The organism is Lacipirellula parvula, assembly GCF_009177095.1.
Lineage (GTDB): Bacteria > Planctomycetota > Planctomycetia > Pirellulales > Lacipirellulaceae > Lacipirellula > Lacipirellula parvula.
The window spans coordinates 6,091,929-6,115,271 of the sequence record NZ_AP021861.1; the positions used below are offsets into that span (position 1 = coordinate 6,091,929).

Consider the following 23,343-nt stretch of genomic DNA (forward strand, 5'->3'; position numbering starts at 1 on the left):
AAGCAAGTGGGCGCACCAAGACTCGAACTTGGGACCTCAGCCTTATCAGGGCTGCGCTCTAACCAACTGAGCTATGCGCCCGCATGAAAGACGCCGCGTTTTCTCGCACGTCGGGGCGTTGGCAGTCCCCAGCGATCTGTCGGCAAAGCAAGCAAGTCCCATATTCTAGATTGCGGGCGGTCGCTGTCAAAGGGGGATGCCGTCGAAGAATTCGACGCGACAATGCCGCGAAAATGCGGCGATTTTTCGCGAAAAACCTGTCGTCCAGATGGCAGAACAGGTGCAATCGGTCTGGCTTCAATCCGCGGATCGCCACTATAAACCGGGGAAGTCGACGGCTGGCCTCGCAGCCGCGGCGGCGATTTCGTTACCCGACCCGAAGGATTTCCAGGCATGCCGTCTCTCCCGTTTCGCCGTTCGTCCCTCCTGGCAGTTGGATTGGTCTCGCTCGCCTCGTCGGCCCAGGCAGCCGCCCCGTCGGTCGACGACGCCCTCAAGCTGGCGCCAGTGCAGTCCGGGATTGAGTTCGATACTCCAAGCGCCGACAACGCCAAGAACTGCAAAATCAACCCCGAGAAAATCGGCAAGATGACCGCTTGGGTCGTCCGCGATCCGAACGGCGTCATCCTGCGTCAATTCTCCGACTCGAACGGCGACAACGTCGTCGATACCTGGAGCTACTACAAGAACGGCCTCGAGGTCTACCGCGACGCCGATCTCAATTTCAACGGCAAGGCCGACCAGTACCGTTGGTTCCACACCGGCGGCTCGCGGTGGGGCGTCGATAAGAACGAAGACGGCAAGATCGACGTCTGGAAATTCATCTCGCCCGAAGAAGCCTCGGAAGAAGTCATCGCGGCGATCCGCACGAACGACCCCGCCCGTTTCCAGCGGCTGCTGCTCACTTCCGACGAGATCGGCAAGCTCGGGCTCTCGAAAGAATTGACCGACAAACTGACTGCCCGCGTTACGGAAGCCTCGAAGGCGTTCACGAAACTGGTTGCTGAAGGGAAGATCGACGCGAAAGCTGAGTTCGCCGACTTTGGCGGCCTGCGTCCTGGCACGGTCCCCGCTGGCACGCGCGGCAGTTCGAAGGACCTCACTGTTTACGAAGACGTCTGGGCGATGGTGCTCGCAGGCGAAACGCCGCAGCAGGTCCAGATCGGCAGCATGGTCAACGTCGATGGCGCCTGGAAGCTAATCGACGGCCCCGCTCTCGGCGGCGGCAACGCGGCCCTGGCCGGCTTCTTCTACGATTCGGCCGGCGTGCAACCGCAGCCGCAAGGCGCGCCGGAGCAAGTTGCGGGCAACGAGCCGACCGAGGAAATGCAGAAGCTGCTTGAGTCGATTCAAAAAGTCGACGATCAACTCGCCTCGGCAGCGGAAGACGCCAAGCCGGCCCTCAATAAAGAGCGGGCCGATTTGCTCGAAGAGCTCGCCGGCATCGCGAAGGAACCGGCCGAGCGCGAACAATGGCTGCAACAGATGGCCGACATGGTGAGCTTCGCCGTCCAAGACGGCAGCTACCCCGAAGGCCTCGAGCGTCTTGAAGCGCTCGAGAAGAAGCTGGCCGACGACGAAGCTAGCGAGAACCTGCGGACGCACGTCGAATTCCGCCGGATGCAGGCCGCCTGGGGCAAGAGCATTGCCGAACCGAAGGCCGACTACGCGAAGATTCAAGAAGCGTGGCTGAAGCAGCTTGAGGAATTCGTCGACAAACACAAGTCGGGCGACCACGTTGCCGAGGCGCTCCTGCAACTCGCCATGGCCAGCGAGTTCAACAGCGATAACGAAGCCGCCGAGAAATGGTATCGCCGCTTAGTGGCTGACTTCGGTAAGAGCCCTAACGCCTCCAAGTCGGAGGGCGCCATTCGCCGCCTCACCTCGGTCGGCAAGACGATTCCGCTCAAGGGCGCTGCCCTGCAAGGCGGCAATGTCGATCTCGCTCAATACGGCGGCAAGGTAGTGCTGGTCCACTACTGGTCGTCGTCGTCGCCCACCGCGAACAGCGATGCCGAAGCGATCGCCGACCTCTTCAAGAAGTACGGCGGCGCCAAGTTCGACGTCATCGGCGTCAATCTCGACTATTCGAAGGATGAAGTCACGAAGTTCATGGGCGACCACAAGAACGTCTTGTGGAAGCAGCTCTTCGAACCGGGCGGCTTTGAAAGCCGGCTCGCCAACGAGATGGGCATCATCACGTTGCCGATGACGATTCTGGTCGACGACAAGGGACAAGTCGTCAACACGAATCTGCAAGTCACCGAGCTTGAAGATGAGATCAAGAAGTTGCTCGAATCGCGCGTGGCGAATAACAACGCCCCGGCGAAGTAGAGCAACGTCGCTCGTAGTTAGTCGAAACTCTTCCAACTGGCCGGGACGGAACTTCCTCCTGGCCAGTTGGGCTTTATTGAGTTGTAAGCAAACGCGCGATCAGTGAAATGGCTGATCGCCGACCATCCTTCGCCTGTTGAATGCTGGCAAAACCCGCCTTGCTAGCGGCTCAACAGCCCGTACTTTCCCCGCAGTTGTAAAAGCTTCACTCTCAATCCAAAAAAGAGACGGAAAAACTCGCTTCTCCGCGATTGGCACGCCGATCGCATTCCCACATCCCACCGCACGGCGACATCAAGTCGCCGCCCCAAAGACCCCGCCGCCCGATCGTGCAAGATGCACCTGACGCGGCGTTACCCGCCCACCCCGCGATAGGAACCGAGAACGGATTCTCGGACAAACCATGGACACTGCAATCTCGTTGCAAGTTGGATGGATCGCCATTCACCTGTTTGGACTGATCGTCGCGTTCCTCGTGCGCGTCTACGCCAGCACGGCCGCTGAAGTGCCGCTGCAAGCCGCCTTTCTCGTTGGTCTCGCGAGCGTCGCCGTTGCCACGCTTGCCGGCGAACAGTTCGCTTGGCCGTTGTGGACGGTGAGCGGCGCGACGCTCGCGGTGATGATCGTCGTCGCCGTGGCCGACTTCCGCTGCCAACAGCACGAGCCGGCGTAGACGGCTGCTCATCTCGGGCTGATCAAAGCAAGGAGCGCTTTCGAGAGATGCACGCAGATCGCGTGATGCGCACGCGCCTCCCCTGCCCTTGCGTTTTCCTGTCGACTGGCAGCCTGCTCCGCCGACCACTGCGCTCCGCCACGGATCACCGTGCGCAAGCCGTATAGGAGTTGCACCGAGAAACTTGAGTTCTCACCGCAGACGAACTCAAACTGAGCGTCTGCGGATGAGCAGTCCCAGCATTCCGCTCGCGACCAAAGCCATGCTGGCGCTCGTCGGCTCGGGAACGACTTCAGCGAAGTAGTACCCAACGCCGTCTCCGCCAACGTTCCTCGGCAGATTGCCGTAGACGTTGATCTGCTTCGTGCCAAGCGGGATGTTATTCCAGAATGCTGCGTTGGTATGGGTGCCGCTGCCATTGATGAGCGCGCCGACGCTCAACACTCCCGTCGCCGTGTTAAGCACTAGATTGTTCGCGCCGGCCACCTGCGTTTGGTTGTCTTGGTTGCCGATCAGGTTGAAGGTAGACGGCGGCTGAATTGCGTTGACCGCGTCTACGAGTTTCACGTCGTAGACTGGCGTGACTACGTCATTCAGAATATTCCAGATGCCGAATACGGTGCTGGCAGAGAGATTGTAGCCGGTCAGATCAAACGAGATCAGCGAAGTGGAAGAGCTGTTGGTTTGAGCCAAGTGTCCCTGGACCTGGCCTGTGCCCGGAAACAGCGTCGTAAACTCGGACGGGAAGATCGCCGTGTTCACGTTGTTGAGCGGCCCCGCTCCGCCTGCAGAGAAGACCTGCGATATGTTGATGACGCCGTTGCCATTGGCGCTTGTGAACTGACTGGTCGTGGCGCCCGTGCTGGTCACGTTCAGAAACTGATAGGTCACTGCCGAAGTGGCGTTGATCTGGCAGCAGCCCCATGCCAAGACGCCCAGGAGCAAGGCGCGCGACGAACCGAGTTGAAGTCTCACAGTAGCATTCCTCAGAAGAGATTCGGAAACTGAAAAGCAGCCTCAGTTGTAGTTGCCGGACTCGGGGAAGCAACTAGCGTGCACCATTACCTGGGAAAAAACGGCGCCTTTCGAGTCTTTTCGCTGAACGAGAGCTACCCATCGGACTATTGACGGCGACCGCAGCGTTGTAGATTGGCCTGTTTACTCTCAATCCGAACGGGAACGACTGCGAATGTATCCCGCCATCGAAGTAGCGGCAGTTGCGGCGTCGGCGCTGTACGGCATCCTGCGCGGCGCTCGCCAGAATTTCGATCTGGTGGGAATTTGCTATATCGCCTTTGCCGTCGCTTTCGGCGGAGGCACGGTCCGTGACGTGCTGTTGGATCGTCATCCTATCTTTTGGATCGCGAACGACCACCTCGTCTGGATCGCGATGGCGATCGCCGTCGCGGGGGCCTTCCTGCCGAAGTTGGTCTCGAAGCTCGAACCGCTGCTCTGGATTCCCGACGCCATGGGGCTCGGACTCTTCAGCGTTTTAGGAGCGGTCTACGCCCTTGAATGCGGCACGGGGCGATTCGTCGCCATCCTGCTGGGAGTCGCCACCGGCTCGTTCGGCGGCGTCATCGCCGACGTCATCTGCAACGAACTACCGCTCGTCTTCACGCGGTCGCCGCTCTATGCGACCTGTTCGTTCTTCGGAGCATTCGCCTATGTCCTGTTGGAATGGCTAGGCGTCGGGTCATCGCTCGCAATGGGCGTTGGATTCTGCGTCGTCGTGGCCTTGCGAGTCGGCGCCGTCCGTTGGGATTGGCAACTGCCGACTCACGCCGTCGAGAAAAAGCCCTCCAGACGCGGTGATGAGGGGTAGTCCGTTGCGTGAACATCAGAGGTCGATTACAAGGATATCGAGGGCCCCAACCGCTCCGCCATCGTTGTGCTGTAGGAAACTATCGCCGTGAGCGTTGAAGAAACTAAATCGAGCGTCCGCACCAGTTTGGTCGCCGTTGCCATTTTGGTCGTGTTGCTGTTCGGCGCGTATCTGCTCGGCGTCATGCGAGCCAATCGCGGCCTGACGTCTACCCTTGAAGAGCGCACCAAGAAAGATCAACTCGTCGCGAGCATGCTGCTCAACCTCCATGCCGCCGCAGAGGCCGAGAAACGGGCGGTCTTGGCGGAAACCGACGAAGAATCAAAAACCAACGCCGACGAAGCGGGTAAAGAGTCGGCGGCCGTGGAAGCGGAGCGGCTCGAACTCGGCAAGCTCATCGACGCCAGCCAGCGAACCGAAGAACGAAAATTGCTTGACGAATTCGACGCCGCTTGGAAGGAGTACCAAACAGTCGACGAAGAGATCCTCGACTTGGACGCCGAGAATACGAATCTGAAAGCCCTGCGGCTTTCCTACGGGCCGGCAGCGGAGTCGCTCGATCAACTCGACGCCGCGCTCAACGATATGATCTCCGCCGCCGATGCGACCGGCGATCGAGCGGCGCTATCGACGGCAGCGTTCCAAGCCGCGGTGTCGGCGGGCAAGATCTACGCGATGCAAAGCCGGCACATTGCCGAAACGAACGACGACGAGATGGATCGCATCGAAGGCCAGATGACCGCCCTCAATCAAGAAGCCGAGAGCGCGTTGCAGAAGCTTTCTGAATTGAGTGGCCCGGCGCAACAAGCAAACGTCGCGAAGGCCCAAGCCGCCTACGAAGAGTTCCGGAAGATCCACGCGCAGATACTTGAGCTGTCGCGTCGGAATAGCAACGTCCGCTCGCTGGCGCTCTCGCTAGGAAAGAAGCGGAGCGTCACCGCTCGCTGCCTCGAAGTGCTCGACGCGCTGCAGAAGTCAATTCGCAGTGAAAAGGATTTGGCGACTCGCTGGTAGCACTTCTTCCTTGCGCGTTAGTTGCTCCACGCAATTCGAGCGGTAAGCGGCTGACGCAGGTCGGGTGTAAGCCAAGTCCCGCCGCGTTTCTCCAGACCGGCAACTGACCTTGACGCGGTACAAAAGGATTTGCCCGCAAAATCGGAAAAAGGCTCCCTTTCGGCGCCCGCTCTTGCCGAAATCAGTATGCAGACGGAGCCTCGCGCCGTGGGGAAAGCGCCCAACATCGGTGCGGCGTCGCGATGCGCCCGTCCCGAGCCGCTTGGCGGCTCGCTAGTCACGAGCTGTTCCAAGCCATACGAGACAAAGGCTAGCTAACGCGAACCCACGAAGGGAACGCCTGCTAGCAAACGACTATCCCAGGAGGGGGACCATGCGAAAGTTGATTCTTGGCCTCGCGATCGCCACGCTGGCGTGGGGGCCGGTGAGCAAGGTCTCGGCCGAAACGGCCGGCGACCGTGCCATCGCTCAGCAGATTGCTCAGAACATGAAAGAGAGCGGTCATCTCAAAGATTACCGCGTCGGCGTCAAATACCAGAACGGCGTCGCCTGGCTGATGGGCTCGGTAACGAGCGCCGAGCAAAAGGATATCGCTGAGCAAATCGCTCGCGAAAGCAATGGCGTGCAACGCGTCATTTGCAAGCTCGACGTGAAGCCGGGCGCCGCTGCTAGCGAACCGGTGCAGACCGCCGGCAACTTCCAAGACGAAGGGCAGTTCCAACCTGCCGCTCGTCCGATGCCGACTCGCACCCAGGCTGCCGCTCCTCGCGGCAACACTGGCGCCCCGCTGCCTTACGCTCGCACCATGGGTCCGAACGTCCAAACCGCCGGCTATTGCCCTCCGGGCGCCGAGATGGGCATGGGCGGTCCGGGCGGCATGGGCGGTCCTGGCATGGGCATGGGCGGACCGATGGGAGCTGGCCCCATGCCAGCTGCCGCTGGTCAGGCCGTCAACTACGAGAATCCGCAGATGCCGGGGTATGCGTGGCCGAGCTACGCCGCTCACCCGAACTACGCGGCTCTCACCTATCCGAAGCAGTACTCGGCCGCCGCTTGGCCGTACATCGGTCCGTTCTACCCCTATCCGCAAGTTCCGCTGGGCTGGCGTAAGGTCACCCTGGAATGGGACGACGGCTGGTGGTTCCTCGATTTCAAAGACTGCAAGGATTGCCACTAAGCGTCTGAAGTCTGCGATGGCATGGATAACCTCCGCCCCTGTCGACCGAACTCGGTCGACAGGGGTTTTTTGTTGGTTGCGGGTGACGAGCGACGAGTTGCGGGTTGCGAGCAAGAAGCCTGTCACCCCGAGGTACTCCGAGGGGTCCGCTCAACTCCTCGCAGCGCTCGGAATGCCAGCACAGCCTTCGCGCAGCTCGTAACTCGCGACTCGCAGCTGCACTGCTAGCAGCTCGCTGCTCAGTGCTCGCAACTTTTTTGCCGATTCAATCGGAATATCCCGCAAGTTCTACCCAGAATCACACGATATCAAACTCTGAAGAGACCGCTTGGGTCAGTGGGCCGCGGTCACTCGCCTTGGTTTCGATCGCAGCGAACGAACCAAGACCTCGTCGAAACCACTCATCGAAGGGTTAGCAGGATGTGTCGTAAAACCGCCCCAACCGCGTTGCTGATCGCCATGGCCCTCGGCTCTCTGGGGAGCACTGGCTGCACCACGCTGGGTCCGAGCTTGGGCTGGATGGCGACCCCCATCCCGATCACTGCTTACCAGCAGAAGAAGCACGAAGATCAGTTCTGGAATCATGAGCGCTACGACCGTGCTCCGATTCTGGGTCCGATCACTTCGGGCGCTGAAGTGGTCGCCCTCGATCCGCCGAGCGATGACGAGGTGATGCAAGCCTTAGAAAAGGCGATGCCCGTCCAAGGCGGCGTGCCGCTGCTCTTCGAGCGAAACCGTAACAACGTCCGCATCGTCAAGGAAAAGATCGCCGACTACATCGATCCGCCGCGCGTCTACCCGATGATCGGCCCGGCTCAGCAGCACCACGCTCACTACAAGTGCACCATCTACTTCGAGGACGTCCGCCGCATCGGCTGGCCAGTGCCTCACACCCTCCGCGACGAAGACGCTCGCGAGGTGATCTACGTCGACCATAACCATCTGCACATGGTCGGCAACGTCGACACCGGCAAGGGCAGCCCCTACGGACCGTAAACCAGGTCCGAGCGGCGAAAAGTCAACACCGCGCAAAGCCTCGACCCAGTTGGTCGAGGCTTTCGTGCGTCACTCAGAAAAACTCCCACGCAGCGATTGCAGGGACAGCGTATGGATGCTCGACGAGCCGCAATCACGACGATGGCCGCACTGGCCGCGATGCTCGCCGCGCCGCTTGCCAGCGCCGCCGAGGAAGCCATCGAAGCGGCGCCCGTCGCCGTGGAGACGACGATTCCGACCACCAGCCTCTGGCAAGTGCTGCTCGCCGGCGGTCCGCTCGTCATTCCAATTTTCGTCTGCTCGTTCGTGCTGATGCTGGTCGTCTTTGAACGGGCGATGGCGCTGCGGCGAAGCCGCGTGATTCCGAAGCTGTTCGTCGAACGCTTCCTGCTGCAAATTAGCGAAGGCGCCGTCGACCGTCAGGGAGCGCTTGAGCTGTGCGAAGAAAACACCAGCCTCGTCGCCGACGTTTTTGCTGCGGCGCTCCGTAAGTGGGGCAAGCCAGCCGTCGAAGTCGAGCAAGCGATTCTCGACGAAGGCGAGCGAGCCGCGAGTTCCATGCGACGTTACCTCCGGGCGATCAACGGCGTCTCCACTGTTTGTCCGCTGTTCGGTCTGCTGGGGACCGTGTGGGGAATGATCGAAGCGTTCAACGAAATTGCCGGCAGCTCGGCGATGGGTCGGCCGGAGCTGCTCGCCGGCGGCATCGGCACCGCATTGATGTCGACCGCAGCGGGTCTGTGCGTGGCGATTCCCGCGCTCATCCTGTACCTCTACTTCATCGGCCGCGTCGATGCGCTGGTGATGGAACTCGATCGCCGCGGGCAAGACCTCGTTCACCTCATTTCGGCAGAGGGACTCGAAGACCGCCGCAATCGGCCGGTGCGGACCAGCAAAGCGAAGAAGGCGGCTTAGCGAGGAGTCCGTGGTCAGTTGTCAGTGGTCCGTTGCTGTGCTGTCGCAGCGGCATGCCGATCACCAGCAACTGACCACTGACCACTGACGACTGACAACGGACCAACCCAATGCCCATCAAGACGCAACAAGACGAGCTGCCGGCGCTCAATCTGACGCCGATGATCGACGTTGTGTTCTTGTTGATCGTCTTCTTCATGTGCGCCTCGAAGTTCAGCGGCGATCAGCGAGACATCGACCTCCGCCTCCCTGAAGTTGCCAAGGCCTACGCGGCCAATGCCGCCCCGAAGTCTCGCCAAGTCGCCGTCTACGCCGGCGGGCGAATCGCCCTCGACCGCGAGGATGTGACGCTCGCACAACTCACGCAGAAGCTCGCCGCAGCGAAAGCTGAGCAGCCAGGCATCGGCGTCGTCATCCTTGGCGACGCCGGTTGCGACTTCCAGCACGTCGCCGACGCTCTCGCAGCGTGCAAAGAGGCCGGCATCAGCCAACTCTCCGTCAGCGTGCGGGTCGCCCAAGGGGCTTCCGGCGAAAGGCGGTGAGCATGCCTCTCCACCACATCGCACCGCTCGCCACTCTGCTCCAGCTGCCGACGTTCTGGATCTGTGTTTGGATCGGCTTGCTCACGGCGACCGTCGCGATTATCTGGTTGATCCGCACGCGACTCCGCAACATCAAGTCGTGGCAAAAGTGTGCGATCCTCTCGCTGTGGGTCCACGTACTACTGGCCTGCCTCACGGCGACCGTACAGATCGCGGTCGGCAGTGCAGGCGGCGGTCCAGGTTACGGCCCGCCAATCCAGGTGGCGTTGCTGCCGGATGAGCTCGAAGCAATCGCCACGTCGACCGATGCGACGCCCACGCCGCTCGAGGAATTTGAACTAGATCCCGACGCGACCGACGTTGAGACGCTCAAAGCCGCGGACGATACCTCGGAAGTCGACGAAGCGGAAAAGCCGCCGGCCGAGCCGTTCGAGGCGCCGCAACTGCTCGCCAAGGCGGAACCGGCGCCAGAACCAGCCGTCGAAGAAACGAAGGCCGAGCCTGAACCTGCGGCACCTACGCTCAACGAAACTGACGAACAGGTCGCCGTCGAAACGCCGCCGCCAGCGGCGGAACCTGCCGGCGCGCCGGCCGACGCAACAGCTAAGCCGCTCGCCTCAGCCGCCGAGTCGATCGCGCCGACAGCCGCCGTCGCGGCAGCGCCAGCGGCGAGCCCGGTCAGCCTACCGAGACGTAAACAACTGCCGGCGCCCTATGCGGCGCGCTTCGCCGCGAATCGAACAGAGCTTGTCGCTGCTGGCGGCGGGAACACGCAAACTGAAGGCGCCGTCCGCGCCGCGCTCAACTGGCTTGCCGCCGCCCAATCGAAAGATGGCCGCTGGGACGCCAAACGTCACGGCGCCGGCCGCGAGTACTATGTGCTCGGCCAAGACCGCAAGGGCGCCGGCGCTCAGGCCGACACTGGCGTCACCGGCCTCGCGCTGTTGTCGTTCCTCGGCGCCGGGCACACACATCAGGAAGGGCTCTACCAGCCGCATGTCGGCAGCGGTCTGGAATTCCTCCGCCGCTCGCAGCAGCCCGACGGCAACCTTTGCGGCGACGCTGGCTTGTTCGCGCAAATGTACTGCCACTCGATGGCGTCGTTCGCCGTAAGCGAAGCGATGGCGATGACCGACGACGAACGGCTCGGTCCGCTCGTCCGCGGCGCCACGCGCTACACGATCGCCGCCCAGCATCCGACCGACGGCGGTTGGCGCTATCGCCCCGGCGATACGGGCGACACTAGTCAGCTAGGCTGGCAAGTGATGATCCTCCGCAGCGCCGAACGCTGCGACGTCCCCGTACCGCCAATCATTTGGACCCGCGTCGATCGCTTCCTGCGTCAGGTGGAACGAGGCCAAGCGGGCGGACTCGCCGTCTATCGCCCGGAAGAGGCCCGCCCCACGCGGACGATGACCGCCGAGGCGCTCTACTGCCGCCAACTCGTGACGGGCCGCGCCGACGGAGCCCTCAGCCCCGCGGCGCTGCGTGAAGCAATCGGCTCGCTCTCGGCGGAACCTCCGTCGACCGCGCAAGTAAATCTCTACTACTGGTACTATGCGACGCTCGCGCTCCATCGCGCTCAACACACGACGCCCGAAGCAGGCGAAGCGTGGCGGCGCTGGAACGACGCGCTGACGCGAACGCTGCTCGCCACGCAGAACAAAGACGGCTCGTGGCCTGAAACCTGTATTTGGGCCGGCTACGGCGGCCGCGTCTTCACCACCGCGCTCGGCGCCATGTGCCTCGAGGTCTACTATCGCTACGTTCCGCCGGAGGAGTCGGTTGATGCCTCCGACATCGCGGCTCAACCTGACTGGCAAGCCGTGCCGCCGCGGTGACCTTGAAGATCGAAATGAAACCGCCGATGACCGCCGATTAACGCCAATAAATACAGAGAAGAGGCCGGACTTGCTCCAACCTATCTGCGTTCATTGGCGTTCATCCGCGGTTCCTCTTTCTTCTGATCTGTATTTCCTCGGCGCTCTTGGCGTCCTCGACGGTTCACATTCCCGCGTTGCGACCGTTAATTTCCTGCAATCGCCACGCCGGCGGACCTGCACAATTGTGCCGATTTTCACGGCGAAACCTCAAGCAAGGGGACGCCCGCGGGGGTTTCCGGCGGTTTGACTTGCCCCCCCGCGCCGTTAAAATTGAAATCAGTTGGCGGGCGTCTGATGCCGTGTCGTCGCACGGATTTACGCGATTTTCTCACCGGCGCCGCCTGCCGCGCTTGCCGAGGGTTCCGATGTCTGAATCTAGTTTGTACTTGTTGGCGGCATTCGGCGTTGGACCGATGGAGATGGCGATCATTGCCATGGTGATGCTGCTGCTGTTCGGCACCCGCCTGCCTTCGGTGATGCGGTCGCTTGGCGTCGGCATTACCGAATTCAAGAAGGGTTTGAAGGGCGAAGAACTGCCCGATGCGAACGCCTCCCTCGAAGACAGCCGCCGCGCTGAAGAGCGCCGCTTGAACTAGCCGTCGCTGATCGTTTCATTTTGCCCGCCCGCGCTAGACGACGGCGTCTGAAAGCGCGATCGCTGCTCGCAGTTGTTCCTTCATGTTGCTGCCGCTCGCATTCCTGAACTTCGGCTTTGGCGAGATGGCTATCCTTGCCGTCATCGCGCTGCTTCTCTATGGCAGCGATCTTCCCGAAGTCGCCCGCACCTGGGGCAAGGCGTATCAGGAATTCCGCCGCAACCTCAACGGCTTCCGCAACGACCTAAACAACGTCATCTACTCCGAACCGGAGAAGGAAATCCCGCGGAAGCTGCAGTACTACCCCGAGTTCCACCACGACTCGGCGGATGACGATGCGAGCAACAACGACGCCGAGAGCTTCGTCGAAAAGCTTCCCGCTCCAGCAACCGAACCGGCCGTCCCGGTTGCCTCGACGCCGGCCACTGGAACAAAGCTGGCGATACCTCCGGCCGATGCCGAACCGGCTCGCACCGACGCTCATGGCGCTGCGTAGGGCGTCGTTCGCGTTTTGCTCCGCTCGGTTAGACGCGCCCGCTTGGCTGAACTTGGCAGTCAGCACTCTATTGGCGCCCTCGCAAAACGCAACGGACTTTTGACTTTTGCACGCCCGCGGGGGGCCCCGCTTTTTAGGCGCAAAAGTCGACGCTCCGCGCACGCGACGAACCCGCCCACTCGAGTTTTCTCGAGTCTTTTCGCTTGCGCGGTCGCCTGAACGCGAAGACTTTTGCGTTTTTCGTTAGCATGCAAAAGTCGGCACTGGCGCCGGACGCTTCGAGGTCGTGTTCACATCACGTAAGCAGTCAAATTGTCAAAGAAGCTCGCCCGCAGTCGATCCTAGCGGATGCCGTGGCCGATTTCTGCCTCTTGTTTCAGCTCTTTTTCGGCCACTTGAACTTGCACTACACTATCAGCCTTGATCGATAGGCAGCCGCCGTTTCTGCTAGTCACAAGGGGTCCGCGTCATGCCAGGCCAAGATGAATCTCGCCCGCCGTTGCCCCCCTTCGACGCCGCGTCGGCCGCACTGAAGGCCCGCCTCGCGGAGGATGCTTGGAACAGTCGCGATCCGGCTCGCGTGTCGCTCGCCTACTCGATCGACAGCGTATGGCGAAATCGCGCCGAGTTCCTCACTGGCCGCGAGGCGATCGTCGCGTTCCTGACGCGCAAGTGGCAGCGCGAGCTCGAGTACCGGCTTATCAAAGAGCTGTGGGCGTTCCACGACAATCGAATCGCGGTTCGCTTCGCGTACGAGTGGCGCGACGACTCGGGTAACTGGTTTCGCTCCTACGGCAACGAGAATTGGGAGTTCAACGCTCAGGGGCTGATGCAGCGACGGATCGCGAGCATCAACGATCTGCCGATTCGCGAAGCGGATCGCAAGTTCCACTGGCCGCAGGGACGACGGCCTGATGATCACCCAGGGCTGTCGGAGCTGGGTCTCTGAAACGTCAACGACGGTTCGCCAGCGGCTGTTGCAATCGCCCTGCCCTTTCGCTCAAGCTAGTTGCCCCCTTGAGTCGCCGACTCCCGACAATCAATCAGCATGGCCGAACGCCCACAGCTCCCCCAATCGCCGATCACCGCGGCCGACCTGGAGCGGTTTCACCGCAACGCTCCGGCGGCGATGTCGCGGCGCGGCCCGGCGTTCGTCGGCCAAACGTTCGCCGATGCGTTCGAAACGCTGCTCATCGGCGGCATGCCGATCGTCGGCATGCTGTGGCTCGACTGGTCGTCGGAGCAGCTGTTGCTGTTCCTGCTGATTGGCGCGTGGATGGCCATCCTGCTTGATGTCGCGCGATACCTGCTAATGTCGCCGGCGGTCGAACGATTCGCGCAGACGAAATTCGACGATTGGCACGTGTGGGTCGTCGCCGGCGCGCTGCGCGAAGGCCGGATGCACGCCGCGACAGAGCATCTGCGCGTGAAGCATCAGCCTGGGATGGGGATCTTCGTTGATCTCGCTTGCGGCGGCGTCGGCACGTTGTTCATCATCCTCGCGATGACGATCGACGCCGACCAGAATCTATTCGCATTGCTTGCCGACCGCAGCGTCCAGTGGTGCCTGGCGGGGCTGATCGGTTACCAACTCGTCGCGTTCGCGTGGGAAGTCGTGCGATGGCGGCGGTCGCCGCAAACACACGAGGCGAAGGTGCTGCTCGGGATGCGCGGGCTGGGCCTCTTCTTAATGATGTTCCTCGTCGTCATGCTCCGCGAGTCGGCTGGAGAGAGCGGAGGCGTCGCACGCGGCGCGATGCTCGCCATCAACGGCGCGATCGTCGCGCTCGGACTGTTCAACGTCGTCGGCCTGCTCTGGCTTCGCGGCGAAACGCGCTGGCTGCGGAACTACCTCGACCAGCGACGACGGGCGTAGCAGGCGCTAAGCGCGAGCGACGCCGCCAGCATCTGGATGGCGGCCGGCTCGGGAATCATCTGAATTCGCAACGTCGCTCCGGCGGCGATCCCAGTAGTAGGCCCGCCGCGACCGCCGGCAGTGAATGGTTGGAGCCGCCACTGCAGGGTGCTGCCGTCGGCCAAGATCGCTTTGAGCATCTGCCCCGCACGCTGACTCAGAATCAACGAACTCCCCGGAGCGTTGAGCCCGGAGATCGGCACGTTGTTCAAGAAAAACTGCGTGCCGAACAGCGTCACGTCACTGCCGGCCATCATCAACGGCGCCGTGCCTTCAAACGTTCCGCCGAGAATATTGGCGTCGACGTTGCCGAAAAATTGTACATTCCCTTTCACGACGCCGCCCGTCACGCGAATGTCGGCGTCGAACGCTTTCATGTCGGTTTCAACCAGCCCGCCGTCGATGCGGAGCTCGCTGCCCGGGCCCGCAATGAACCCTTGCTTCAACACGCCGGCGCCGGCGAGTTGCAACGTCTGGCCAGCACCAATAGCGAAGGGGGCGTTCGCGTCAACGACTTGTTGGAACGCGGGAAGGTTCGGCGTCGGAACAGCAGCGCGTTTGAGTCGAATTAGGCCGGTAGGAACTCCCGACTGCAAACTGCGGAACACCAACGGCGTACCGTCGGCTAGTACCCCCGTGAGGACGTCGGATTGAGTCGGGTTGAACGCAACCGAATCGCCGACGTTCGCAAGGCCGCCGATGGGATTGCCGTTGAGCTTGAAGTCTCCGCCGAAGACGCCGAGGCTGCTGCCTGTTGTGCTAAAGAATGAAAAGGCGTCGACGACGCCGCCGCGCCAATTGACCTGGTTAGCTCCCGATAGCGAGAGATCGCGAATCTTCCCGCCCTCAACGGCGATGGCAGCGCCGAGCGCGTCGACGTCGAAGGCATACCCGCCGCGGAAGTTGAGTTGAGCGCCGCTGTAAACGTCGAAGTTGGCGCCGATCGATCCGCCGTCGACGTTCACGGTGGTTCCCGCGAAGGCGTCGAAATCGGCGCCGACCTGCCCGCCGTGAATGTTGACCGTGGCGGCGAACGCCTCAAGATTCTTGCCGACGACGCCGCCATGAATATTGAACTCGGCGCCGCGGCCGACGTTGAAGCTGTCGGCTAGCTTTCCACCGGCGCGGAGGTTGAGTTGCTGCCCCGCGCGAACGCCTAGCGGCGCCAGCGCCGAGTCGACCTCAACGACGGAAGCAGCGGCAGCGGGCTGCGTCCACTTAAGCGTAACGGTTCGAGGACGATCAGATTCTCTGGAATCGAACGCGAAAGGAGTGCCGTCGGAGAGCGTTCCGGTGAAGATCTCGTTGGCGGCGACGGTCAGCGTCACTTGGTCGCCTGGTTGGGCGAGTCCGGGAACGGCGACGCCGTTGATCTCGAAGTTGGCGCCGAACAGCGAGGCTTGCGCGCCGGTACTGACGTCGAAACCGTCGCCGAAGGCGCCGCCGCGAATGTTCGCCGTGGAACCGCTCTCCGCCTGCATGAGGTCAACGACGCCGCCGGTGAACTCGCCCCGGCCGGTGGACTGAAGTTCCAACTCGCGTACTTGGCCGCCGGAAATGTGCGCGGTGGATGAGGCGCCGACGCGGAAATTTGCCCCGATCAGACCGCCGGTGACATTCGCTTGCGAGCCGCCTAGCAGTTCGAGTCCGTTGCCGATCTCGCCGCTAGAAACGTTCACGACGGATTGATCAAGCGCGTCAACGTCGCCCGAGACGGAGCCGCCGGAGACGTTCAGCGTGCCGCCGCGCAGCGTCCCTTGCGGGCCGAGGAGGCCGCCGGAGAGTTGCAATTCGCCATGTGGGTGGACCTCCCAGTATCGCCCCACGCTGCCGCCGGCGACATCGACGACGGCGTCCTTAAAGACATCCATCTTTTCGCCCACGACGCCGCCGGAGATAAGGACGTCGCTGCGGTCGGCTTCAAAGTTATCACCGACGGTTCCCGCTTGAATCTCCACGATGCTGCCGGGGCCAGCGGTGAAGTTGGGGCCAAGCTTGCCGCCTGCGTGCACGCGAACCGTTTGGCTAGGAGCGGCGCCAAAAGGGGCGTTAGAGCCTGATACGTCGACGAGAGGAGCATACGTCGGAGCGGCGGACCGAATGAGTCGCACGACGCCTCCGGTCAGCAGGCCTTGCGTCTGCTCATCCATCATCGCGATGGGCGTACCATCCGACAGGAGAGCGGTGAAATCGGTTCCTGGTACATAGTTGAACAGGACGGAGTCGCCGACGGCGTTCAAACCTGGAATGGCGACGCCGTCGATCTGGAAGTCAACGCCATGAAGTTCGATCTCGCCCAGTTGCCATTGATGAATATCGCCGAGTGCTCCGCCGTGAAAGACGATCTTCCCGCCGTTCCACATGCCGCTATTGCCCACGATGCCTGTTTCAACCACTGCGGAAGCGCCCGGCGTTACGGCGAGATCGCCGATAGCGCCTCCATCGACGAGAACTTCCGTCGTGCTATGAGCTTCCACCCGATCAATGGAACCGCCAGTAGCCTGCAACTTCGCTCCTTGGTACAGACGCAGCCCAGTTTGGGATCCGCCGCTGACCTTGATAACGCTGCCGTTAGTGGCGGTGCTGGGGTCAGGATTGCTGTAGGACTCGAAGGCGCCGCCAGAGATGTTCACCTGAGCCCCATCGGCGTAGAAGGAACCGAGTAGCTGCCCGCCTGAGACGTTCACGATGGCGCCTGGCTTGGCGTCGAACGTCCCTCGGCGCGCCGCGCCGCCAATATTGACGATGGAACCGTTGTAGGCGGTGACGCCCCCAAACTCTGCGGTTCCGCCGATGTTGACCGTGGCGCCGCGGTAGGCGTGAGTTGTACTCGCCGCTCCGCCCAGCATGTCGAAAGTCGCGTCAATGACTTCGAGATTGCGCCCGACCGTTCCCGCTTGGACGACTAAATGGCCCCCCTGCCCCACCGTAAAATGCGCCGGGAGCGCACCGCCGGTTTGCAAGGTAAGCGTTTGTCCGTCATGAATGCCGTCGGGCGACTCGGCATTGTTCACCGTATAGCTCGTAGGCAACGGACCGTGCGGAGCGGATTGAATGAGCGAAATCGGCGCGTCGATCTCGCCGCGATCTCCGCTGAAGACGAACGGGGCGCCATTTGAATAGACGCCGCTGAGGACGCTTCCTGCCGGAACGGGAATCACTTGCGAATCGCCGACATTTTGCAGACCGGCGATGGGCACGCCGTTGAGTCGGAACTCCGTGGCGTGAATAAAAAGTTTGCCGCCGACGCGCACGCGGAAGGGATCGTCGTCGATTCTGCCGCCGTACAGGTGAACGGCTCCTTGGAGATGGGCGGAGTTGATCTCGCCTCCGAAAATATTAACGGTGCTTTCCTTGTCGCCGCTGATTTGGTTGATTTGCCCGCCGCTGATAGTCGCCGTGACGTCATCGTCGATGCTAGCGCCAGAAACGAGACCGCCAGTCACGTTCAGCGTCGAACCTTCCCTTAACCAGCCGTAAAAATCTCCTCCTTGAACATTCAACGTCGAGCCGCGCAAGTATTGTGAATCATTGATGCGACCGCTTTTCAGCGTGACAGTCGTGCCGTCGAACGCCCGAAAACCATGACCAATTTCCCCGCCATCGACGACGACGCTCGCTCCCATCGCATACATGCCATTGTCAGTGGAACCGCCGTTGATTTCGACGGTGCTCCCCGGACCGGCGCGGAATCGCTTGGGCAACTGCGCGCCGTTTTGCAAGCGCAACGTCTGCCCCGCGCTAACAAACGGCAACGTCGAAATCGTTGAGACGTCGATCACTCCAGGGACCGGCGTTGGCGGGGCGGCTGATCGCGTCAAGCGAAGCGTGCCGTTCGAAATCACGGACTCGCCCGCCCTCAGATCCTGGTAGTGCCCTAGCGGCGTCCCGTTCGCCAAGATTCCCGTCAGCTGGTCGCCATCCGCGAGATTTACCAAGATCGAGTCGCCCGGAGCGATTAACCCCGACAGGGGCACGCCATTAACCGCAAAATCAACGCCGAGAATATTCAGCGACGCAGCGGCGTGAGTGCCAATAGTTCCCATCGCTCCGCCGGAGATCGTCGTCGTGGCTCCGCTAGCGCTGTAGTGAGTTTGGATACCTCCGCCGGAAACTTCGCCCTGCCCTTCAAACCACAGGGTTTCAACTTGCCCGGCCGACATCGTAATGTTCGAGCCAGCGCGTCCAGAAATACTCGTTGCAGCGCCGCCAAGGACATTCACGGCGGCGCCCGACTCGGCGCTCAAATTATAAATCGTTCCGCCATCAAGAAGATTTAACGTCGTACCGGCGCCGATGGTCGACGGCGCGAATGCGGGCGGCACGTTGATAACGGTTTGCGCCGACGCCGCAGAAAACGACAGCCATGCCGCTGACAAAATCAACGCCGGTTGGATCGAACGAATAGCGTGACGCATCACGAGAGAGGCCTCTTCATTGCACTGAATGTTCCGTGAATAGACTCCGCAGTCTAGCCGCGTCGCGGTCGCCCGTCAAACTTCTCTCGCGATCCATAAATCCTCCGATGAGCCCGAATTCGCATCCATTTTTCGCACAGGCGAGCGTGACAGAGAAGCCCGCAGTCGGCCATCGTCGGTAATGCGGGGATATCGAGTGAGAAGCAGCCCGCCCGCACACCTCGGCTGATTCGTAAGGGACGCGTGCGCGCAAGAGAGACCACAGACCTCCATCCACGCAACTCGGCGACGAAGGAAGGCAATCCCTGGCTGCAGAAAGAGCGTCGCGGCTATCGCCCTGCCGCCGACAACCGATTGGACGCCGATTTAACGACGTCGGGCCTGCTTGTCGATGGCAGCAAACCTGGCGTGATGGCCAGCGTCGGCTGCGGGCAGGTGATGTCGTGGACCAGAATCTGCGATTGGCCAATCACGAAGGTATGGAACTCGTCGACGACGAGGTTGCAGCACTCCATATCTTCCGCCTGCTCGAGGCTCTTGATCAACACCGCGTTTCTCACTGTATGTAGCGGCATCTCCGCCTTCAGTTCCTTGGCCATCCGCCAGCCGACGCCTTCAACCCAAAAACGATGGCCAAGCGTCGCGACGACGCTCTCGCCCGGAAGTTCGACGCGCAGCACTTGAGTCATGCGACCGCGCGTCGTCTCTAGGACGGGCCGGTAGCCGAGTTCGCCAGTCGTCGGGTGCTTCGCTAAGACAAGATCGCCAACGCGAACCAGTTCAATCGGCGTCGGCCCCGATTGCTTCCAGACTAACGTATCTGGCGCGAAGCAGGCGCAATGTTGCATCTGCGGAGATTCCACAACGATGTTCGAGCTTGGCGGCGGCGCCTGCTCGTAGAATTGGACGAACGTTTCGTCCAGGTACGATTCATAGACCCGGTCCATCGAATCGTACGAGAGTTCATTGTGCTTCTGCCAAGCTCCCCACCAGTGGGTCACGTCCTCCGTTGCTTCGCTCAAACTGCCGGATGCGTTCAACCCCGATGCGATTCGCAGCACCTCTTGGACGCGCTCATTCCGCGCGGCGAGCGCCGCGTTCTGGTTCTCGACTCGCGAGCGCGTCCTCTTCACGCGCGAATTCGCCCCGCGCATGTTATCGCTAAGAACTCTCGCAGGGTCGGTCGTCGCCTTATTCCTGTTTAACGCCCCTTCGACTTCATAGTTGGTCGCGCGGACCTCGGCAGCCTCGTAGAACGGCTTTTGCTGCGACACGGTTTCAATCATCCGCACCATTCCGTCGGGCGCGGCGACGACGTCGACTTCAACTTCGACCGGCGCTTGCAACAGTTGCATTAGCAGCGGAACGTAGTCAGTGACTTGCCGGGACTGCAACCCCGCCGCGGCCGCGCGACGCACTTCGGCATGCTTTGAATAGACAGCCAAGCCAGTGAGCTGAATCGTCGCCGCATGCTCGGGCATCTTGGCGAGCGCCGCCGTCATCGCGAGCACCAACTCGCAATCATATTTCTTACCGGCGTCGGTGCGCACTGTTTGCCGCACCGCTTCACGCAGCGCCGGAATGCCGGCCGGGTCGTTGATCGCGCGGAGCTTCGTCAGCCCCTTCTCGCGATTCACTTTCAGATCACCGGTCGCCTCTCGACAGAACTGGAGGTACTTCGGCTTGAGCTCGTCCATCTCTCGCTTCGCCTGATCGCGACGTTTGGTTTCGGCGTCTATCCACTCTTGCGTGTAGAGTCGGCCGCGAACTTCGCGCATGCCGAGGCGCTGCTGCGCCAGATGGTGATTCGGGTTCGCGAGAATCACGTTGGCCCAATGGTACTTCTCTTCGGCCGTAAGCCCTTGCCGCATGCACCATTCGGCGAGATCGACGTGCTCTTCAATTGAAGCGACGCCCCCTTCGCGCAGCCCCTCGTACTTTTGCCAACGCTCGTCGGCGGCGACGTGCTTTGCGACTTCGGCGGGAGTCCGCCACTCGCCGTCGAACTTGATCTCGCCAAGCTGCCAACGCGCGGGAGCGAAGTCGCCCTCCGCGGAGCTCGCTCGCTTGAGAAGGTTCGTCTTTTCCTGCTGATCGCCGGCCAACCCCGCCGTCAGCGCTTGTTCCACTAGCCGTGACGCGTTTCGCGGGTAATCCGCCGAGTTGGAGCGAGACGCGACCTCTCCCGCAATTGCGACGAGTTGGCTCCCAGCCATCGCGCACAACGCCGCTGCGCTCCAACGGAGCGCACAATTCATACGAGACATGCCTCTTGCCCTCGTAACTGAAGATGAAGAAATAGCTCCGTCGCAACGGACGAACATCTTGAGCAAACCGCCTACTGAGCGCGAGAAATGCGCCTTCGCACGCTGCAGACCGCGCAGGGTTACAGCACGGCCAGACCGCGATCGCCAAGCAAACCGCGAGTAAACTTGCCTAGGGCTTCGCGGTGACGAACGACTTCGCCACGTCTCGCGCCGTCCCTGGCTTTGGCACGAATCCCGGCGTCAACGCCAGCGTCGGCTGCGGGCACGTCTTGTCGTGCACCAGCAGCTGCGACTTGCCGATGACGAAGGTGTGGAACTCGTCCACGACCAAGTTGTGGCATTCCATTTCTTCGGCCGGAGCGATCTCTTCGACCTTCGCGCTCCCCTGCAGCGTATGGAGCGTGGCCGGGAGCCGCATCTCTTTCGCCATCGCCCAGCCGCTGCCATCGACCCAATAACGATGCCCCAACGTGGAGATGAACTCCTCGTTCGGAAGCTTCACCCGCACGACGGGCGAAAGGGGGCCGACGGTCGTTTCAATCACTGGGCGGTAGGCGAGTTCGCCAGTGCTGGGATGCTGCGAGAGCACCATATCGCCGACGCGAATCTGCTCGATTGGCGTCGGCCCCGACTGCTTCCAAACCAAGGTACCGGGGGCAAAGCACTCGCAAGGCGGACGCGCACTGACTCGCGACGTCGGCAGTTGCGTCCCTTCCACCGCGGCGATAAGCCAACCAGCGTTTGGCGGCCCCTCGGCGACGCGGGAGAGGTTTTCACGCGGACGCTGCTCGCGTTGCGTACCAGTAGTAGCCCTCTGCGAGCCCCGCATGTCTCCCTTGATCAGAGCGGGCTTCGGCGCCTGCTCGAAAGCGGTAGTGTAGGTTTCGCTCGTCGACGATTCAACGACTGTCTTGATTTCGTCAGATTCGAGTTCGTTGTAGTCCTGCCAGGCCCGCCACCACGAGGCGACGTCTTCGCTGCTCGGCTCGACGCCGAGAACGATCTTCAGCACTTCGTTGATCCGCTTGTTGCGTTCAGCAGAGGCGGCGTTGAGTTGCTCGACTCGCGACTGGGTCGCTCCCGCACGCTGCGAGGCGGCGTTGAGATGGCCGTTGAGCACGGCGCCGACGTCGGTCTTGATCGTATCGCGACCGAACACGCCGTCCACTTCGTAATTAAGGCTATGCACGCGAGCGACTTCACGCAGCGGCTCTTGCTGAGTGAGCGTTTCCACCAATCGCACGGTACCATCGGGAGCAGCCATCACGTCGACGTCGGCTTCAATCGGCGCCTGGAGGGCCGCCATCAGCAAGGGGACAAAGTCAGTCGCCGGACGTGGACGCAATCCTTCCGCCGCAGCATGACGGACTTCGGGAATACTTGAGAAAACCGAAAGCTCCGTCAGCGCGAGCGTCGCCGGGTGTTCCGGCATGCTCGCCAGAGCCGCCGTCATCGCCAGCACCAACTCGGCCCGGTGTTCTTTGCCGCCGGAGGTTTCGAGCGCGCGGCCGACGGCATCGCGCAGCGCTGGGATCGCCGCGACGTCGTGAATCGCGCGAATCTTGGCGAGCCCCTTCTCGCGCGTCACTTTCAGCTCGCTGGTCGCGTCTTTGCAGTACTGAGCGAATTGCGGCTTGAACTTGGCGGCATCGCGTTTAGCTTGCTCAAGCCGGGCCTTCTCCGCCGCCACTTGTTCGCGGGTGTAGAGCCGCCCCTGGTACTCCTGGGCGCCGAGACGCTGACGGGCTTGATCGTGGGCCGGATTCGCCATCAAGACGTTCGCCCAGTGGTAACGTTCTTCAGCCGTGAGCCCTTGGCGCATACTCCACTGTGCGAGGCGCAAATGGTCGGCGGGCGTGTTGCTCGCTTCGGACTTCAGCGCATCGTACTCTTGCCAGCGATTATCCGAGGAGACGTGCGATGCGACTTCCTCCGGCGAGCGCCACTGCCCCTCGAAGTTGATCAACCCTCGCTGCCACTTCGCCGGCGCGTAATCGGGGTCGGCCTCGGCTGCACGCTTGAGGAGCGATTCGCGCTCCTGGGCGTTGCCGGCCAATCCGACGGAAATCGCCTGCTCCACCAACTTCGGAGCGTTCTTGGGAGAATCGACCAGCTTCGGCTTGATTTCCGCCGCGACGAGTTGCGTCGCTGGCGTCCCATCAAGCGGCGCGATCGAGCCAAGCGCCAAGACGGCGCACAACGCCACTGACTTACTGCGAGCCATGCCTCTAGCCCTCGTATCAGTACCACGAGAAGAAGTTGTTCCGGCTCGTAAGATAGCGTTTTTCGACT

Annotated in this window: 17 protein-coding genes and 1 tRNA gene; 13 read left to right on the forward strand and 5 right to left on the reverse strand. The window is 61.8% G+C overall.

Annotated features, from left to right (window positions below; translation table 11 throughout):
• Positions 1-7: 7 nt before the first annotated feature.
• Positions 8-81 (reverse strand) — tRNA-Ile (locus PLANPX_RS23895).
• A gap of 312 nt (positions 82-393) precedes the next feature.
• On the opposite strand from PLANPX_RS23895, the gene PLANPX_RS23900 reads away from it, so the two are divergent.
• Together PLANPX_RS23900 and PLANPX_RS23905 are read left to right on the forward strand one after the other, a co-directional pair.
• The gene (locus tag PLANPX_RS23900) at positions 394-2,334 is read left to right on the forward strand and encodes a redoxin family protein (protein WP_152101148.1); all 1,941 of its coding nucleotides are present in this window, start codon (positions 394-396) and stop codon (positions 2,332-2,334) included.
• Between the two features lie 403 nt (positions 2,335-2,737).
• A complete protein-coding gene (locus PLANPX_RS23905) occupies positions 2,738-3,007 on the forward strand; it encodes a hypothetical protein (RefSeq protein ID WP_152101149.1) in 270 nt (89 codons plus the stop codon).
• Positions 3,008-3,214: 207 nt separating this feature from the next.
• Here the strand turns inward: PLANPX_RS23905 and PLANPX_RS23910 are convergent, their stop codons facing one another.
• Complete coding sequence (locus PLANPX_RS23910) at positions 3,215-3,982, reverse strand: PEP-CTERM sorting domain-containing protein (protein ID WP_172992297.1); 768 nt, start codon at positions 3,980-3,982, stop codon at positions 3,215-3,217.
• A gap of 214 nt (positions 3,983-4,196) precedes the next feature.
• On the opposite strand from PLANPX_RS23910, the gene PLANPX_RS23915 reads away from it, so the two are divergent.
• The 11 genes from PLANPX_RS23915 to PLANPX_RS23965 all read left to right on the forward strand — a co-directional run bounded on the left by PLANPX_RS23915 (position 4,197) and on the right by PLANPX_RS23965 (position 14,327).
• Positions 4,197-4,832, forward strand: coding sequence for a trimeric intracellular cation channel family protein (locus PLANPX_RS23915; RefSeq protein ID WP_152101151.1), 636 nt, complete (start codon positions 4,197-4,199; stop codon positions 4,830-4,832).
• A gap of 87 nt (positions 4,833-4,919) precedes the next feature.
• Complete coding sequence (locus tag PLANPX_RS23920) at positions 4,920-5,846, forward strand: MCP four helix bundle domain-containing protein (RefSeq protein ID WP_172992298.1); 927 nt, start codon at positions 4,920-4,922, stop codon at positions 5,844-5,846.
• A gap of 373 nt (positions 5,847-6,219) precedes the next feature.
• Positions 6,220-7,023: a BON domain-containing protein gene (locus PLANPX_RS23925; RefSeq protein ID WP_152101153.1), complete on the forward strand. Its 804-nt coding sequence runs from the start codon at positions 6,220-6,222 to the stop codon at positions 7,021-7,023.
• Between the two features lie 420 nt (positions 7,024-7,443).
• Positions 7,444-8,019: a hypothetical protein gene (locus PLANPX_RS23930; protein ID WP_232536228.1), complete on the forward strand. Its 576-nt coding sequence runs from the start codon at positions 7,444-7,446 to the stop codon at positions 8,017-8,019.
• Between the two features lie 111 nt (positions 8,020-8,130).
• Positions 8,131-8,934, forward strand: coding sequence for a MotA/TolQ/ExbB proton channel family protein (locus PLANPX_RS23935; protein WP_152101154.1), 804 nt, complete (start codon positions 8,131-8,133; stop codon positions 8,932-8,934).
• A 110-nt stretch (positions 8,935-9,044) separates the two neighbouring features.
• Complete coding sequence (locus PLANPX_RS23940; RefSeq protein WP_152101155.1) at positions 9,045-9,476, forward strand: ExbD/TolR family protein; 432 nt, start codon at positions 9,045-9,047, stop codon at positions 9,474-9,476.
• Between the two features lie 2 nt (positions 9,477-9,478).
• Positions 9,479-11,317, forward strand: coding sequence for a prenyltransferase/squalene oxidase repeat-containing protein (locus tag PLANPX_RS23945; protein ID WP_152101156.1), 1,839 nt, complete (start codon positions 9,479-9,481; stop codon positions 11,315-11,317).
• A gap of 407 nt (positions 11,318-11,724) precedes the next feature.
• Entirely contained in the window at positions 11,725-11,955 is a 231-nt protein-coding gene (locus PLANPX_RS23950; protein ID WP_152101157.1) for a Sec-independent protein translocase subunit TatA/TatB, read from the forward strand.
• A gap of 82 nt (positions 11,956-12,037) precedes the next feature.
• Positions 12,038-12,451, forward strand: a complete 414-nt coding sequence (locus PLANPX_RS23955) for a Sec-independent protein translocase subunit TatA/TatB (RefSeq protein ID WP_152101158.1) — start codon at positions 12,038-12,040, stop codon at positions 12,449-12,451.
• Between the two features lie 469 nt (positions 12,452-12,920).
• Positions 12,921-13,400 (forward strand): DUF1348 family protein, encoded by a 480-nt coding sequence (locus tag PLANPX_RS23960; protein ID WP_152101159.1) that lies wholly within the window; start codon positions 12,921-12,923, stop codon positions 13,398-13,400.
• Positions 13,401-13,499: 99 nt separating this feature from the next.
• Positions 13,500-14,327, forward strand: coding sequence for a hypothetical protein (locus PLANPX_RS23965; protein WP_152101160.1), 828 nt, complete (start codon positions 13,500-13,502; stop codon positions 14,325-14,327).
• Here the strand turns inward: PLANPX_RS23965 and PLANPX_RS23970 are convergent.
• From PLANPX_RS23970 to PLANPX_RS23980, 3 genes are all read right to left on the reverse strand, one after another.
• The gene (locus tag PLANPX_RS23970) at positions 14,300-18,787 is read right to left on the reverse strand and encodes a hypothetical protein (RefSeq protein WP_152101161.1); all 4,488 of its coding nucleotides are present in this window, start codon (positions 18,785-18,787) and stop codon (positions 14,300-14,302) included. The genes PLANPX_RS23965 and PLANPX_RS23970 overlap by 28 nt on opposite strands.
• Positions 18,788-19,113: 326 nt before the next feature.
• Positions 19,114-20,913: a polymorphic toxin-type HINT domain-containing protein gene (locus PLANPX_RS23975; protein WP_172992299.1), complete on the reverse strand. Its 1,800-nt coding sequence runs from the start codon at positions 20,911-20,913 to the stop codon at positions 19,114-19,116.
• A gap of 307 nt (positions 20,914-21,220) precedes the next feature.
• Positions 21,221-23,275, reverse strand: a complete 2,055-nt coding sequence (locus tag PLANPX_RS23980; RefSeq protein ID WP_152101163.1) for a polymorphic toxin-type HINT domain-containing protein — start codon at positions 23,273-23,275, stop codon at positions 21,221-21,223.
• Between the last annotated feature and the right edge of the window lie 68 nt (positions 23,276-23,343).

Excerpts from the sequence above, each read along its gene's own strand:
- PLANPX_RS23900 (WP_152101148.1), top strand. The coding sequence starts at position 394 with ATGCCGTCTCTCCCGTTTCGCCGTTCGTCCCTCCTGGCAGTTGGATTG.
- PLANPX_RS23905 (WP_152101149.1), top strand. The coding sequence starts at position 2,738 with ATGGACACTGCAATCTCGTTGCAAGTTGGATGGATCGCCATTCACCTG.
- PLANPX_RS23915 (WP_152101151.1), top strand. The coding sequence starts at position 4,197 with ATGTATCCCGCCATCGAAGTAGCGGCAGTTGCGGCGTCGGCGCTGTAC.
- PLANPX_RS23925 (WP_152101153.1), top strand. The coding sequence starts at position 6,220 with ATGCGAAAGTTGATTCTTGGCCTCGCGATCGCCACGCTGGCGTGGGGG.
- PLANPX_RS23930 (WP_232536228.1), top strand. The coding sequence starts at position 7,444 with ATGTGTCGTAAAACCGCCCCAACCGCGTTGCTGATCGCCATGGCCCTC.
- PLANPX_RS23935 (WP_152101154.1), top strand. The coding sequence starts at position 8,131 with ATGGATGCTCGACGAGCCGCAATCACGACGATGGCCGCACTGGCCGCG.
- PLANPX_RS23940 (WP_152101155.1), top strand. The coding sequence starts at position 9,045 with ATGCCCATCAAGACGCAACAAGACGAGCTGCCGGCGCTCAATCTGACG.
- PLANPX_RS23945 (WP_152101156.1), top strand. The coding sequence starts at position 9,479 with ATGCCTCTCCACCACATCGCACCGCTCGCCACTCTGCTCCAGCTGCCG.
- PLANPX_RS23950 (WP_152101157.1), top strand. The coding sequence starts at position 11,725 with ATGTCTGAATCTAGTTTGTACTTGTTGGCGGCATTCGGCGTTGGACCG.
- PLANPX_RS23955 (WP_152101158.1), top strand. The coding sequence starts at position 12,038 with ATGTTGCTGCCGCTCGCATTCCTGAACTTCGGCTTTGGCGAGATGGCT.
- PLANPX_RS23960 (WP_152101159.1), top strand. The coding sequence starts at position 12,921 with ATGCCAGGCCAAGATGAATCTCGCCCGCCGTTGCCCCCCTTCGACGCC.
- PLANPX_RS23965 (WP_152101160.1), top strand. The coding sequence starts at position 13,500 with ATGGCCGAACGCCCACAGCTCCCCCAATCGCCGATCACCGCGGCCGAC.
- PLANPX_RS23980 (WP_152101163.1), bottom strand. The coding sequence starts at position 23,275 with ATGGCTCGCAGTAAGTCAGTGGCGTTGTGCGCCGTCTTGGCGCTTGGC.